This is a genomic window from Micromonospora musae (assembly GCF_003626635.1).
In the GTDB taxonomy this organism is placed as follows: domain Bacteria; phylum Actinomycetota; class Actinomycetes; order Mycobacteriales; family Micromonosporaceae; genus Micromonospora; species Micromonospora musae.
Window position 1 is genome coordinate 388,817 of record NZ_RAZT01000005.1, and the last position, 13,357, is coordinate 402,173.

The 13,357-nt window shown below is 71.6% G+C and carries 13 protein-coding genes; 6 read left to right on the forward strand and 7 right to left on the reverse strand.

The window, feature by feature from the left end:
* Positions 1-5: 5 nt before the first annotated feature.
* On the reverse strand, positions 6-425 hold the full coding sequence (locus D7044_RS12525) for a VOC family protein (protein ID WP_120688908.1): 420 nt from the start codon (positions 423-425) through the stop codon (positions 6-8).
* Positions 401-973, reverse strand: a complete 573-nt coding sequence (locus D7044_RS12530; RefSeq protein ID WP_120679510.1) for a cob(I)yrinic acid a,c-diamide adenosyltransferase — start codon at positions 971-973, stop codon at positions 401-403. Before D7044_RS12530 ends, D7044_RS12525 begins: the two co-directional genes overlap by 25 nt.
* On the opposite strand from D7044_RS12530, the gene murA reads away from it, so the two are divergent.
* Positions 972-2,411 (forward strand): UDP-N-acetylglucosamine 1-carboxyvinyltransferase, encoded by a 1,440-nt coding sequence (gene murA, locus D7044_RS12535; RefSeq protein WP_120679512.1) that lies wholly within the window; start codon positions 972-974, stop codon positions 2,409-2,411. The two genes, D7044_RS12530 and murA, sit on opposite strands and share 2 nt — an antisense overlap.
* A gap of 78 nt (positions 2,412-2,489) precedes the next feature.
* On the forward strand, positions 2,490-3,338 hold the full coding sequence (locus D7044_RS12540; RefSeq protein WP_120679514.1) for a 3-hydroxyacyl-CoA dehydrogenase family protein: 849 nt from the start codon (positions 2,490-2,492) through the stop codon (positions 3,336-3,338).
* A gap of 37 nt (positions 3,339-3,375) precedes the next feature.
* Here D7044_RS12540 and D7044_RS12545 read toward each other — a convergent pair whose 3' ends face one another.
* Positions 3,376-4,602: an MFS transporter gene (locus tag D7044_RS12545; RefSeq protein ID WP_120688949.1), complete on the reverse strand. Its 1,227-nt coding sequence runs from the start codon at positions 4,600-4,602 to the stop codon at positions 3,376-3,378.
* Positions 4,603-4,661: 59 nt separating this feature from the next.
* Between D7044_RS12545 and D7044_RS12550 the strand changes: the two genes are divergently transcribed.
* Positions 4,662-5,618: a helix-turn-helix domain-containing protein gene (locus tag D7044_RS12550; RefSeq protein ID WP_120688909.1), complete on the forward strand. Its 957-nt coding sequence runs from the start codon at positions 4,662-4,664 to the stop codon at positions 5,616-5,618.
* 25 nt (positions 5,619-5,643) lie between these two features.
* Here the strand turns inward: D7044_RS12550 and D7044_RS12555 are convergent, their stop codons facing one another.
* Positions 5,644-6,489, reverse strand: a complete 846-nt coding sequence (locus tag D7044_RS12555) for an ABC transporter permease (RefSeq protein ID WP_120688910.1) — start codon at positions 6,487-6,489, stop codon at positions 5,644-5,646.
* Positions 6,486-7,334 carry an ABC transporter ATP-binding protein gene (locus tag D7044_RS12560; RefSeq protein WP_120679520.1) on the reverse strand — a complete coding sequence of 283 codons (849 nt, stop codon included), beginning with the start codon at positions 7,332-7,334 and terminating at the stop codon, positions 6,486-6,488. Before D7044_RS12560 ends, D7044_RS12555 begins: the two co-directional genes overlap by 4 nt.
* Positions 7,335-7,485: 151 nt before the next feature.
* Here D7044_RS12560 and D7044_RS12565 point away from each other — a divergent pair, with 151 nt between their 5' ends.
* Positions 7,486-9,492: a protein meaA gene (locus D7044_RS12565; RefSeq protein ID WP_120688911.1), complete on the forward strand. Its 2,007-nt coding sequence runs from the start codon at positions 7,486-7,488 to the stop codon at positions 9,490-9,492.
* A 152-nt stretch (positions 9,493-9,644) separates the two neighbouring features.
* On the opposite strand, the gene D7044_RS12570 is transcribed toward D7044_RS12565, so the two are convergent.
* A complete protein-coding gene (locus D7044_RS12570) occupies positions 9,645-9,941 on the reverse strand; it encodes a DUF1540 domain-containing protein (protein ID WP_120679898.1) in 297 nt (98 codons plus the stop codon).
* Positions 9,942-11,166: 1,225 nt separating this feature from the next.
* Between D7044_RS12570 and D7044_RS12575 the strand changes: the two genes are divergently transcribed.
* On the forward strand, positions 11,167-11,760 hold the full coding sequence (locus D7044_RS12575) for a hypothetical protein (RefSeq protein ID WP_120688912.1): 594 nt from the start codon (positions 11,167-11,169) through the stop codon (positions 11,758-11,760).
* A gap of 220 nt (positions 11,761-11,980) precedes the next feature.
* Here D7044_RS12575 and D7044_RS12580 read toward each other — a convergent pair whose 3' ends face one another.
* The gene (locus tag D7044_RS12580; RefSeq protein ID WP_120679900.1) at positions 11,981-12,598 is read right to left on the reverse strand and encodes a DUF4126 domain-containing protein; all 618 of its coding nucleotides are present in this window, start codon (positions 12,596-12,598) and stop codon (positions 11,981-11,983) included.
* Positions 12,599-12,669: 71 nt separating this feature from the next.
* Here D7044_RS12580 and nucS point away from each other — a divergent pair, with 71 nt between their 5' ends.
* Complete coding sequence (gene nucS / locus D7044_RS12585; RefSeq protein ID WP_120679526.1) at positions 12,670-13,329, forward strand: endonuclease NucS; 660 nt, start codon at positions 12,670-12,672, stop codon at positions 13,327-13,329.
* Positions 13,330-13,357 lie beyond the last annotated feature (28 nt).

The following is a 13,357-nucleotide window of genomic DNA, read 5'->3' on the forward strand; positions in this document are numbered from 1 at the left end:
CCCGGTCACCGGCCCGCTTCGGCGACCAGCTCGATCTCGTACCCCTGGCCGTCGGTGAGATAGCCCGCGTAGGTCTCCGGGCCGCCCGCGTGCGGGTGCCGGTCCGGGAAGAGCAGCGCCCAGCCGTACGCCGGCGCCGCGGCGACCAGCCGGTCCACGGCGGCCGGCGGGCCCGCGTGGAAGGCGAGATGGTTCAGGCCGGGTGCGAGCCGGTCGTGCCGCCGCCCACTCATCGCCGGGGACTCCTCCAGCACGAGGTAGGTCGGGCCGAGCCGCCACGAGCGGCCGGCGGGCCACTCCTGAAAGATTTCCCACCCCAGCTCGCCCAGAAGCCAGCCCCAGGCATGTTCGGCGGCGGCCAGATCGGGGACCCACACCTCGACGTGGTGCAGGCCGCCGGTCAGCGCTTCCCGCCCGGAACCCATAGCACGTCCCCGGCCGGATTCGCCGCTCTTGCCAGGATAAAGAGCAAATCGGAGAGCCGGTTGAGATACTTTGCCGGGAGAGTGCTGGTCCGCTCCGGGTCGTGGCTGACCAGCGCCCATGCCGCACGCTCGGCGCGCCGGGCGATGGTCCGCGCCACGTGCAGCAGCGCCGCGCCCGCGGTGCCGCCGGGGAGGACGAAGGAGTCGAGCTTGCTCAGGCGCCCGTTGTACTCGTCGCACCAGCCCTCGAGGCGATCGACGTACTCCTCGGTGACGCGCAACGGTGGATACTTCGGCTCCGGCTCGACGGGCGTCGCCAGGTCGGCGCCCACGTCGAAGAGGTCGTTCTGGATCGACCCGAGCACCGCCCGCAGTTCGTCGTCGAGCTGGCCGAGGGCGAGCGCGACCCCGATCGAGGAGTTGCACTCGTCCACGTCGGCGTACGCGACGATCCGCGGATCGGTCTTCGGCACCTGCTCGTTGTTGTTCAGCCTGGTCGTGCCGGCGTCGCCGGCCCTGGTGTAGATGCGCGTGAGGTGGACGGCCATGACGAACAGCCTACGGATACCGGACCTGACCATCCCGGTGCGGCCGGGCGCGCCCGGTTGGCCGACCGCGGTCGGTCCCGGCGACGCCGGCGATCCCTCGGTCAACGACGTCGACGTCATCCGGGTCCACGGCGGTGCCCGGCTGGCGGGCACCGTGCACGTGGTCGGTGCGAAGAACTCGGCGCTGAAGTTGATGGCCGCCGCACTGCTCGCCCCCGGGCGCAGTGTGATCACCAACGTGCCCCGGATCACCGACATCGCGATCATGGGGGAGGTGCTGCGCCGGCTCGGCTGTGACGTCGGGTTCGACGCGGACGACCCGGTGGATCCGATGGTGGCGGGAGGCGGGGTGGCCCGATCCAGGTCGGTGACCATCGACGTGCCCGACCAGTTGGGCACCGAGGCCGACTACGACCTGGTACGCCGCCTGCGCGCGTCGATCTGTGTGCTCGGGCCGCTGCTGGCCCGGCAGGGCTACGTACGGGTGGCGCACCCGGGCGGCGACGCCATCGGCTCGCGCGGGCTCGACATGCACATCTCCGGCCTGACCCGGATGGGCGCGGAGATCTCCGGTGAACACGGTTTCGTCATCGCCGCCGCGCCGAACGGCCTGCACGGCGCCGAGATCATGCTGGACTTCCCGAGCGTCGGCGCCACGGAGAACCTGGTGATGGCGGCGGTGCTGGCCCGCGGCGCCACGGTGATCGACAACGCGGCCCGCGAGCCGGAGATCGTCGACATCTGCACGATGCTCCGGGAGATGGGCGCGCAGATCTCCGGCGCGGGCACGTCCACCCTGCACATCGAAGGGGTGCCCGGGCTGCGCCCGGCGCGGCACGCCACCGTCGGCGACCGGATCGTGGCGGGCACCTGGGCGTTCGGCGCCGCCATGACCCGAGGCGACGTGACAGTGACCGGGGCGGACCCGGCCTTCCTGGAGGTCGCACTGGACAAGCTGGTGGCCGCCGGTGGCCTGGTGGAGACCCGGGCGGACGCCTTCCGGATCCGGATGGACGAGCGGCCCTTCGCCGTGGACGTGGTGACGCTGCCCTTTCCCGGGTTCGCCACCGACCTGCTGCCGATGGCGATCGGGCTGGCCGCAGTGAGCGACGGCGCCTCCCTGATCACCGAGAACATCTTCGACGGCCGCTTCATGTTCGCCAACGAGATGATGCGGCTCGGCGCGGACATCAAGACCGACGGCCACCACGCGGTCGTACGCGGCCACGAGCGGCTCTCCGGCGCGCCGGTGCAGGCCACCGACATCCGGGCCGGGGCCGGCCTGATCATCGCGGGCCTCTGCGCGGACGGAGTCACCGAGGTGTCGCACGTGCACCACGTCGACCGCGGCTACCCGGACTTCGTGGCCGACCTGCGGGCCCTGGGGGTCGAGGTGGAGCGCGGCACCGCGCCGGAGGAGCCGGAGCTCACCATCTGAGCGCAACCGGCTTAGCCATCGTTCAGCGTCGCCGACTAGGGTGCTGGCAAGCACTCAATCAGGCGAGGGAGAGAGCAGATGGCGGGTCGACTCGCGGTCGTCGGGGCCGGGCTGATGGGTTCCGGCATCGCCCAGGTGGCGGCGCAGGCGGGCTGGCAGGTGACGCTGCGGGACCTGGACGACGCGGCCACGAAGCGGGGCGTCGACGGCATCCGGAAGTCGCTGGAGAAGTTCGCCGAGAAGGGCAAGATCGAGGCGTCCGAGGTCGAGGCGACGCTCGGTCGGATCAGCGTGACCACCGACCTGGAGGCCGCCGCCGACGCCGACATCGTCGTCGAGGCGGTCTTCGAGCGGCTCGAGATCAAGCACGAGGTGTTCCGGGCGCTCGACAAGATCTGCAAGTCCGACGCCGTCCTCGCCACCAACACCTCCGCCATCCCGGTCACCCAGATCGCCGCGGTCACCGAGCGCCCGGAGGCGGTGGTCGGCACCCACTTCTTCTCCCCGGTGCCGATGATGAAGCTCTGCGAGCTGGTCCGCGGCTACAAGACCAGTGACGCCACGCTCGCCACCGTACGGGCGTTCGCCGAGGAGATCGGCAAGACGGTGGTCGTGGTCAACCGGGACATCGCCGGCTTCGTCACCACCCGGCTGATCGCCGCGCTCGTGGTCGAGGCGGTCAAGCTGGTCGAGTCGGGCGTCATCTCGGCCGAGGACCTGGACACGGCCTGCAAGCTGGGCTTCGGCCACGCCATGGGCCCGCTCGCCACCACGGACCTCACCGGCGCCGACGTGCTGCTGCACGCCGCGAAGAACATCTACGCCGACACCGCCGACGAGAAGTTCTTCCCGCCGGAGCTGCTCCAGCGCATGGTCACCGCCGGTGACCTGGGGCGCAAGACCGGCAAGGGCTTCTACACGTACTGAGGACGGCCAGGGCCCGCCACCGGCCGCCTGTCGTCCCTCAGGGTGCGGCGGCGGCCGGGTCGGGCCTGGTCCGATCCTCGACGCCACCGATCGTGGCCGCTCGCGGCGCGGTACGCCGCAGCCCGGCGGTGAGGGTGAGCGTGGCGACCAGCGACGCCCCGGCCAACAGCGCGACGGCGTGGTACGCCGGCACCAGGTCCGCGACCGCGCCGGCGACGGCGGCGCAGAGCGCCTGCCCGGCGAGCATGCCGTTGTGGTGCAGACCGAGCACCTGACCACGGGCGTCGGACGGCGAGTGGGCGACCAGCCGCTCCTGCAGCGGGAGCGTGGCGGCGTAGCCGACCGAGGCGATCAGCGCGACGGCCATGGCCAGCGGCAGCGGCGGCGCGAGCACGAAGGCCAGGTACGGGAGAGCGAGCAGCAACCGCAGCGGGTGCAGCCACCGCTCGCGGCGGGCCGGGGTCAGGAACCGCCCGACCAGCACGTCCCCGATCAGCATGCCGAGGGCGGCGGCGGCGAGCAGGAAACCGGCGCGGTCACCCGCGTACGGGACGAACAACGCCTCGCAGCCGACGATCAGGCCGCCGGGCAGCCAGAGGTTGAGCAGCAGCGACCGCCGACCGGGATCGGCCCAGAGCGCCCGGTTCACCCGGAGGGTTCGGGCGACCGTCACCCGCTCGGTCGCCCGAGCCGGATGTTCGGAGAGCCCGAACCAGCCGACCGCCGCGGCCACCGCGCGCAGGGCCAGGGCGAGCAGGAACACCTGGTACGGGCTGAGCCAGACGAGCAGGACGCCGGCCAGCCCGAAGCCGGCGATCTGCATGACGCCGACACTGGTGTTCATCGTGGCGCGAGCCAGGACGTAGGCGTTGGCCGGCAGGATGTCGGTGAGCAGGGCCCAGCGGGCGCCGCCGGTGACCGAGCCGACGTACGCGCTGCCGAAGATGACCACGAAGCGCGCCCACAGTGGCAGCCCGGGCACGGCCTGCACCGCCGCCCCGGCGGTGACCAGCAGCGCGGCGAGGGTCAGCGCCCGGCGGGGCGGCACACTGTCCGCGGCGGAGAGCAGCGTCAGGCTGCCGAGGACGCCCGCCAGCGGTGCGCCGAACATGCTCAACGCGGTGAGCAGAGCCGAGCCGGTCGACGCGTAGGTCAACGCGCCGAGCGCGAGCGCCGACGTGGTGTGCGCGGCGATTCCCGCGCAGTTCGCGAGGAAGAGGTTCCGGAACTCCCGGACCGCGAACAGTTCTGCGTACGTTCTCACGTGCACGATGGTCGGGGGTGACGGGCCGGTTCTCACAGAGTTACGTCTGGAGGCGAAACGTGAGTGTCTGGCAGGTGCCGTCGGATCTGCTCGCGGGCAGCCGCTTCACCGTCTCGCCGATGGTCGAGACGGTCGCGGCGCTGAAGGCGCTGATCAATCCGCGTACCCCGTGGCAGCGGGCCTGGCGACAGCCGCACGTCGACGCGTTCCAGCGGATGCTGGCCGCGCGGCCGGTGGTCCGGGCGCTGCTGCCCGCGTCGTTCTACCCCCGGTGGATGGCGGACTTCCTCACCATCGCGCCCGCCCTGCCGGACCCGACGTTCGCCTCCGAGCTGGCGACCGTCGCGGCGCTGCCCGACGAGCGGATCCGGGCCGACCTGCGGGCCACCCGCCCGGAGCCGCTCGCCGCCGAGCTGCTGGCGGACGGCCTCACCGGAGAGGTGGTGGAGCTCCTGCGCTGGGTCTGGACGCACACCGTCGAGCCGGAGTGGCCGGAGCGGGAACGTCGGCTGCGGGCGGACATCGTGGCGCGCACCGCGGCGTTGAGCACGCGCGGCTGGGCCGGGGTGCTGGCCGACCTCAACCGCGACATGCGGTGGTTGGGGGAGGGTCGCCTCCAGATCAACGACTACCCCGACCCGGCGCTGTCGCTGCACCGGGCCGAGCAGCTGATCTTCCTGCCCGCGCACTGCCCGCGCGGCTGGGTGGTCTGGGACCTGCCGACCCGGTTCGGGATGGTCTATCCGGCGCGCGGGATCCTGGTCGACCCCACCTCACCCGCACCCGACGGACTGGCCCGGCTGATCGGCGCGAACCGGGCCGACATCCTGGCTCGGCTGGAGTCGCCGTTGAGCACGTCGCACCTGGTGGCGCTCACCGGGCTCTCCCTCGGGACGGTGAGCGACCACCTGCGGGTGCTGCTCGACGCCGGGGCCGTCGACAAACGACGCTCCGGGCGCGAGGTGCTCTACTGGCGTACGCCGCTCGGTGCCGCGCTCGTCGCCACCGGCGGGTGACAGGTGTCGTCCGGCGACGATCGCGTCAGCCGTCGCGGCGGGTGGTCCAGCGGAAGGTGGTCAGGCAGAGCAGCAGGCCGATCACGCACCAGGCGCCGAGGACGAGCGCGACCCGGCCGAGCTCGAAGGAGCCGCCCGCCTCCTGCGCCCCGAAGCCGTCCGGCAGGAAGACCGAGCGCAGGCCCTGGCACATCCACTTGAGCGGGAAGAGCGCGGCCACCTGCTGCATCCAGGTGGGCAGCTCGGTGAAGACGAAGAACACCCCGGAGATGAACTGGAGCACCAGCGCCAGCGGGGTGACCACGGCGGAGCCGCTGCGTGCGGTGCGGGCCAGCGACGAGATGGCGATGCCGCAGAGCGTGCAGGCGGTCACGCCGAGCACCGCCACCCAGGCGAAGGTGAGCCAGCGTCCGGCGGTGGCCGGCAGGTCGAGGTCGAAGAAGGCGGCCGAGACGGCGAGCAGCAGCACCGTCTCCACCACGCCGATCGCCACCACCATGATCACCTTGCCGGCGAAGTACACCCACTTCGGCATCGGCGTGCCCCGGTAGCGCTTCAGCACCCCGCGGTCGCGCTCGATGGGGATCCAGATGCCGAGGTTCTGGAAGCTGACGGTCATCAGGCCGGTGGCGATCATGCCGGTGATGAAGTATTGGGTGTAGCTGACCCCGGGCGCGATCTTGTTGTTGAAGATCGCCGCGAAGATCAGGATCATGATCACCGGGAAGCCCATCGTGAAGACGACGGACTCCCGGCTGCGGAGGAACTGGGTGATCTCCAGCCGGCCCTGCCGCAGCCCGAGCGCGACCGGGCCGACCCGTCGGGGCGCGGTGGCGGCGAGCGGCGCCGCGGGCTTCGTGGTGGTGGTCATCGGTGTCCGATCATCGTGAGGTAGACGTCTTCCAGGGTCGGCCGGGTCACGGTCAGGCCCGGCACCTCGCCGCCGAAACGCCCGGCCAGCTCCGCCACCAGCGCCGTCGGCGTCGCGCTCTGGACGCTCTCCACGACCCCCTCCGGGGTACGCCAGGAGACGGTCGTCAGGGCCGACTGCCGGTTGCCGAGCTGCTCGGGCGTGGACACCTCCACGATCCGGCCGCCGGCGATCACCCCGACCCGGTCGGCCAGCTCCTCGGCCTCGTCGAGGTAGTGGGTGGTGAGCACGATCGTGGTGCCCGCCGCGGCCAGGTCGCGGATCAGTCCCCAGAACTCCCGCCGCGCCTCCGGGTCGAAGCCGGTGGTCGGCTCGTCCAGGAAGAGCAGCTCGGGGCGGCCGACGATGCCCAGCGCCACGTCGAGGCGGCGCTTCTGCCCGCCGGAGAGGCTGTGCGTACGGGCCCGCGCCTTGTCGGTGAGCCCGACCCGGGCGATGACCTTCTCCGGATCGTCCGCGTCGGGGTAGAAGCCGGCGAAGTGCCGCACCACCTCGCCCACGGTCAGCTCGTCGAACTCGCCGGTGCCCTGGAGCACGATCCCGACCCGGGAGCGCCAGTCGGCGGCCGGGGCGGCCGGGTCGCTGCCGAGCACGCGGACCTCGCCCGCGTCGCGTCGGCGATAGCCCTCCAGGATCTCCACCGTGGTGGTCTTGCCCGCCCCGTTCGGGCCGAGCAGGGCGAAGACCTCGCCCCGGCGGACGTCGAGGTCCACGCCGGCCACCGCGACGTTGTCGCCGTACGCCTTGCGCAGCCCTCGTACGGCGATCGCCAGCTCGTTCTCCATGCCGTCAAGTGTGCTGCCTGGCTGCGGTGCCAGACCGCGCGGGGTGTGGTGATCGGAGCCAGGTCACGCCGTTCCTGCCCGGCTGTCTCCGCCATGGACGTGTGTAATTTTCCACAGCCGGTTTTACTGAACGGTAACTTAGACTCCCGTCATGGACGAGAAGGGTCTCCCTGGCCGGTTGCCCGAGCGCGACCGTCCGTGGGTGATGCGCACGTACGCCGGGCACAGCTCGGCCACCGCGACCAACGCCCTCTTCCGCCGCAACCTGGCCAAGGGGCAGACCGGTCTCTCGGTCGCCTTCGATCTGCCCACCCAGACCGGGTACGACCCGGATCACGAGCTCGCCGTCGGCGAGGTGGGCCGCGTCGGCGTCCCCGTCGCCCACCTCGGCGACATGCGGGCCCTCTTCGACGGCATCCCGCTCGCCCGGATGAACACCTCGATGACCATCAACGCCCCCGCGATGTGGCTGCTCGCCCTCTACGGGACGGTCGCCACGGAGCAGGGCTGGACCGCCTCGATGCTCGCCGGCACCACCCAGAACGACATCATCAAGGAGTACCTCTCCCGGGGGACGCACATCTTCCCGCCAGCGGCGTCGCTCCGGCTCACCGCCGACGTCGTCGCGCACGCCCTCGAGGCGATGCCGAGATGGAACCCGGTCAACATCTGCTCGTACCACCTCCAGGAGGCCGGCGCGACGCCCGTGCAGGAGGTGGGCTTCGCGCTGGCCACCGCGGTCGCCGTGCTCGACGCGGTCCGTGACTGCGGGCAGGTGCCCGCCGAGCGGATGGGGGACGTGGTGCAGCGCCTGTCGTTCTTCGTCAACGCCGGGGTGCGCTTCGTCGAGGAGGTCGCCAAGATGCGGGCCTTCGGCGCGCTCTGGGACGAGATCACCCGCGACCGGTACGGCGTGACCGACCCGAAGCAGCGCCGGTTCCGCTACGGGGTGCAGGTCAACTCGCTCGGCCTGACCGCGGCGCAGCCAGAGAACAACATCCAGCGGATCGTGCTGGAGATGCTCGGCGTCACGCTCTCCCGCGACGCCCGGGCCCGCGCGGTGCAGCTGCCCGCCTGGAACGAGGCGCTCGGTCTGCCCCGCCCCTGGGACCAGCAGTGGTCGCTGCGAATGCAGCAGGTGCTCGCGTACGAGTCGGACCTCCTCGAGTACCCGGACCTCTTCGCGGGTTCGCACGTGATGACGGCGTTGGTCGACGGGCTCGTCGCCGGGGCACGGACCGAGCTGCAGAAGGTGCTGGAGATGGGGGGCGTGGTCGCCGCGGTGGAGACCGGCTACCTCAAGAGCGCCCTGGTCGCCTCGCTGGCACAGCGGCGGCACCGGATGGAGGTCGGCTCGGACGTGGTGGTGGGCGTCAACCGGTTCACCGAGACCGAGCCCTCCCCGCTGACCGCGACCGGCGCCGAGGCGATCGAGCAGGTCGACCCGGCGGTGGAGGCCGACGCGGCGATCGCCGTACGCCGCTGGCGCGCGGAGCGGGACGCGGCGGCGGTGGATGCCGCGCTGACCCGGCTGCAGGCCGACGCGGCGAGCACGACGAACCTGATGCCGGCCACGCTCGCCTGCGTACGGGCCGGTGTGACCACGGGGGAGTGGGCAGGAGCGCTGCGCCAGGTCTTCGGCGAGTACCGGGCGCCGACCGGGCTGACCGCGACCGCCGCCGCCGGGGCGGACCCGGGGCTCGCCGCCGTCCGGCAGCGGGTCATCGCGACCGCCCGCGACCTGGGTGCCGGTCGGCTGCGGCTGCTCGTCGGCAAGCCGGGACTGGACGGGCACTCCAACGGCGCCGAGCAGATCGCCGTACGCGCCCGCGACGCCGGCTTCGAGGTGATCTACCAGGGGATCCGGCTGACCGCCGGGCAGATCGTGGCGGCCGCCGTGGAGGAGGACGTCGACCTGGTCGGGCTCTCCGTCCTCTCCGGCTCCCACCTCGCGGCGGTGCCCGCCGTGCTCGACGGGCTACGTGCCGCCGGGCGGGGGGACCTTCCGGTGGTGGTCGGCGGCATCATTCCGGCCCCGGACGCGGAGCAGCTACGGGCCGCCGGGGTGGCCCGGGTCTTCACCCCCAGGGACTTCGCCCTCACCGGGGTGGTGGACGAGCTGGTCACCGTGATCCGCGAGGCGAACGGGCTGACCTGATCCCGCGCCCACGATGAGCGCCTCTCGGCGGTGCCGGCCTTCGGCGCTGTCGACGCTTCCTGGCGGGCGCCCGCCTCGGCGCTGCCGGCGCCCTTGGCGGTGCTGCTTCTGGCGCTGCGGCCGTCGGCGTTCGCGGGTGGCGGTTGCCGGCCTCAGCGTTCGGCGTAGGTGATGCAGTCGGCCAGGTCGTTGTCCGGGCCGACCCGGATGGCCGGTGCGTGGCACTCCAACTGCTCGTTGTGCCGGCAGTCGGCGCGCTGGCAGGCGCCGACCTGAGCGGTCAGTTCTGCCACCCCGGCGCGGACCGGCAGCTGTACGAAGGTGTGACAGTGGGCGTGGTCGGGGCTGCCGATCGTGATGGCGAAGGCGTGGCAGTCGCCGGTGTGGTTGTACGCGCACGAGGCGACCACACACTCCTCGACGCGGGGCATCTGCATCGCCGCGGTCATCTCGACCTCCTTGAGAGCCTGCGGGTCACCCGGCCGATCCGGACTCACCGGCTGCCAGAAATGGCGGCCGGCCCCGATCTCGCCGCGTACCGCTGTGACCTCCATCGGACCACCGCCGATCTCCCGATTTCCGGAATTCGAGCACTTTGACCCCCATGAACGTGCCGGAGCCTTTTCGCCGCCGGGTACCCGGGCCACCGGTGATCGACTCGGGGTCCGTGGAGGTCGGGGTGTCCGGGTGGTGCGGATGCCCCGACCTCAAGGAACCCGAGTCGACCCTTGACCTGATCGGCCGGCGGCACGGGCCGGATCGCGTGCGGGATGGCTGTCGTGCCGATCCCGGCCACTCTTGGGGTTGATCGACTCGACGTGCCTGCTTTTCGGGGCGTCCCGGCGGGGTGATGCCCCGACCTTGCGGCCCCGAATCGACCTATGAGGGGATCGGGCCGGTCCCCCCGGCAGAGCCGGGTCGCTGTGCGCGACCCATCGCCTTCTCCCGGGCTCGCAAACCGGATATATCGCGCTCATCGCCCCGTGCGCGTCGGTGATCGACTCGGGTTCCTTGATGTCGGGGTGTCCCGGTCGCGTGATGCCCCGACTTCAAGGACCCCGAGTCGATCACGAGCGGCGCCTGGGGTGATTGGCGAACGGTGTCCGGTTCACGTGCGCGCAGCCTGGGGTGCGGCCACCCCAGGCTGATGGTTTGGGCGGTTTCGGGGTGTGACCGGTGGCATCCTCAGGCCGGAATCGTGGCCGGGTCGCGGGCGTTGAACACCCCCGACGGCCGAGGTAGCAGCCCCGCCCGATGGCCCGTCCGCCCGGACCGAGCCGCGAGGCTCCCCGGGAATGACGGTGGCCTGCCGGTCGTTGAACACGGTCCCGCCGCACGACCCCCTCCCGGGTCGCAGCGGGCCACGGTCACCGAGCCTCCCGAAGCCCCGGGCACGTCGCCGGGAATCATGGCGGGCCGCCGGTCGTTGAACCCGGTCCCGCAAGCCCCCGAGACCCCCGGGCATGTCGCCGGGAATGATGGCGGGTCGCCGACCGTTGAACACCGTCCCGGCGCGGTGAAGCCCCCCCGCTTCGCCCCGGGACACCGGGCCCCGCGAACTCCCTCTCGCGGAAGCGCCCACTCAGACTTTCCCCCCTTTTTGAAGCGCCCGAGCGTGGCGCTGACCTGCACACCCCCCCGGGTGTGGGTCATCACCCCCGAAGGAGCTTTGACATGAACACGATCATGCGTAAGAGCGTTCTCGGTATCGCTGGTCTCGCGTTCGCCGGTGGTGTCATCGGCGGCCCCGTCGCCGCCCACGCCGCCACCCCGGCGGTGGATGCCAAGCCCGTCGCTGTCGTGCAGGCTGACAAGCCGGGTGTGGACAAGGGCAAGCTGATGCCCAACGGCACCCACGGCACCCAGTCCCGCATCAACCTCGACGACGAGCAGACCGCCAATGTGAAGGCGATCATCGCCGCGACGAAGAAGTCGGACATGAACGAGCGGGCCGCGGTCATCTCCATCGCCACCAGCCTGCAGGAGTCGAAGTTGGAGAACCTGGGTCACCTGGGTGACGCCAACGACCACGACTCGCTGGGCCTGTTCCAGCAGCGCCCGACCTCGGGTTGGGGTACGCCGGAGCAGATCACCGACCCGCAGTACTCGACCACCGCGTTCCTGAAGGGTCTGAAGCAGGTTGACGGCTGGCAGGACATGCCGCTGACCGACGCCGCCCAGACCGTGCAGGTGTCGGCCTACCCGGACGCCTACGCGCAGTGGGAGCAGCAGGCCGCCGACCTGGTGAGCCAGTACTGGAACAGCTGACAACCAAACAGCACGACCAACCGCTGGCCGGCACCCATCACGGGTGCCGGCCAGCGGCGTATCCACTTGGGTCTGTTCCATAAGACCGTGCCCGGCTGCGCCGGCCCCAGGCGGCGACGGTTCGTCCGGATACAACACCGGGGGTATCCGCACGAACCTCCGCCTTGCCGGACCGCCGCCTGGGGCTCGGCTCGCTCGGGCGAGCCTTGTGAAGCAGACCCTAGACGCGGAAGCCGGCTGCTCGGGCCGCCTCCAGCTCCCGGCGCCGGTCGGCGCGCCGGCGCCGGAACCAGAAGAGGAAGGCGAGCAGTCCGGCCAGGAACAGCAGGACGAGCACCGGCAGCAGGATCGCCACCACCGACACCACGGCGCTCGTCGCGTCCTCGGCAGTGCTCGCCACCGGCGCGCCCACCCCGGCGGTGGTCGCGTTGATGACGGGACGGGCGGCGGACTTGAGCAGGTGCACGCCGAACGCGATGAGCACGCCGGTCACGACCGGCACCCACTCGTGCGACGAGAAGAAGTTGCCCGGGTCGCTCACCGTGACCGTCTCGGCGGTCGAGCCCGCACCGAAGGCCAGACCGCCTGCGGTCGGGCGTACGACCGTCTGCACCACGTCGTTGACGTGGTCGAGCACCGGCACCTTGTCGGCGACCACCTCGACGGAGAGCAGCGCCGCCAGGATGACGAGGACCCAGCCGTCGCCGAGCCAGGCCCAGCCGCTCGGTAGGTCGATCAGGTCGGTGTAGCGGGCGAGCAGACCCATGGTGAGCAGGGGGATGTAGGCGTTCAGTCCGGCCGAGGCGGCGAGGCCGGTTCCGGTGAGGAGTTCGAACACGGTCACAGCATCCCATCGGCACGCCAGTGCCGCTCGACGGCGATCCCCGGCTACTCCGCTACCCTCGTCGGGTGCGGTTGGTGATTGCGAAGTGCTCGGTGGACTACGTCGGACGGCTCTCGGCTCACCTGCCGCCGGCCACCCGACTGCTCATGGTCAAGGCGGACGGATCGGTCTCCATCCACGCCGACGACCGTGCGTACAAGCCACTGAACTGGATGAGCCCGCCCTGCCGGCTGGAGGAGGCCCCCGGGGTGTGGCGGGTGGTCAACAAGGCCGGCGAGGAGCTGCGGATCACCCTCGAGGAGATCTTCCAGGACACCTCGTACGAGCTGGGGGTGGACCCCGGCCTGCGCAAGGACGGCGTCGAGGCGCACCTGCAGGAGCTGCTCGCCGCCAACCCGGAGACCCTCGGCGAGGGGTTCACGCTGGTCCGGCGCGAGTACATGACCGCCATCGGCCCGGTCGACCTGCTCTGCCGGGACGCCGACTCGGGTGCGGTCGCGGTGGAGGTGAAGCGGCGCGGCGAGATCGACGGGGTGGAGCAGCTCACCCGCTATCTCGAACTGCTCAACCGGGACCCGCTGCTCGCACCGGTCGCCGGCGTCTTCGCCGCACAGGAGATCAAGCCGCAGGCCCGGGTGCTCGCCACCGACCGGGGCATCCGGTGCGTGGTGGTCGACTACGACAAGCTACGCGGCATCGAGCGCGACGAGCTGACCCTCTTCTGAGGCTGCGCCGGCCCACTGCTGGGTCGGT

What these genes read in the sequence shown, in the direction of transcription:
- D7044_RS12525 (WP_120688908.1), bottom strand. Translation starts at nt 425, where the DNA reads ATGGGTTCCGGGCGGGAAGCGCTGACCGGCGGCCTGCACCACGTCGAG.
- murA (WP_120679512.1), top strand. Translation starts at nt 972, where the DNA reads ATGACGAACAGCCTACGGATACCGGACCTGACCATCCCGGTGCGGCCG.
- D7044_RS12530 (WP_120679510.1), bottom strand. Translation starts at nt 973, where the DNA reads ATGGCCGTCCACCTCACGCGCATCTACACCAGGGCCGGCGACGCCGGC.
- D7044_RS12540 (WP_120679514.1), top strand. Translation starts at nt 2,490, where the DNA reads ATGGCGGGTCGACTCGCGGTCGTCGGGGCCGGGCTGATGGGTTCCGGC.
- D7044_RS12555 (WP_120688910.1), bottom strand. Translation starts at nt 6,489, where the DNA reads ATGACCACCACCACGAAGCCCGCGGCGCCGCTCGCCGCCACCGCGCCC.
- D7044_RS12560 (WP_120679520.1), bottom strand. Translation starts at nt 7,334, where the DNA reads ATGGAGAACGAGCTGGCGATCGCCGTACGAGGGCTGCGCAAGGCGTAC.
- D7044_RS12565 (WP_120688911.1), top strand. Translation starts at nt 7,486, where the DNA reads ATGGACGAGAAGGGTCTCCCTGGCCGGTTGCCCGAGCGCGACCGTCCG.
- D7044_RS12570 (WP_120679898.1), bottom strand. Translation starts at nt 9,941, where the DNA reads ATGACCGCGGCGATGCAGATGCCCCGCGTCGAGGAGTGTGTGGTCGCC.
- D7044_RS12575 (WP_120688912.1), top strand. Translation starts at nt 11,167, where the DNA reads ATGAACACGATCATGCGTAAGAGCGTTCTCGGTATCGCTGGTCTCGCG.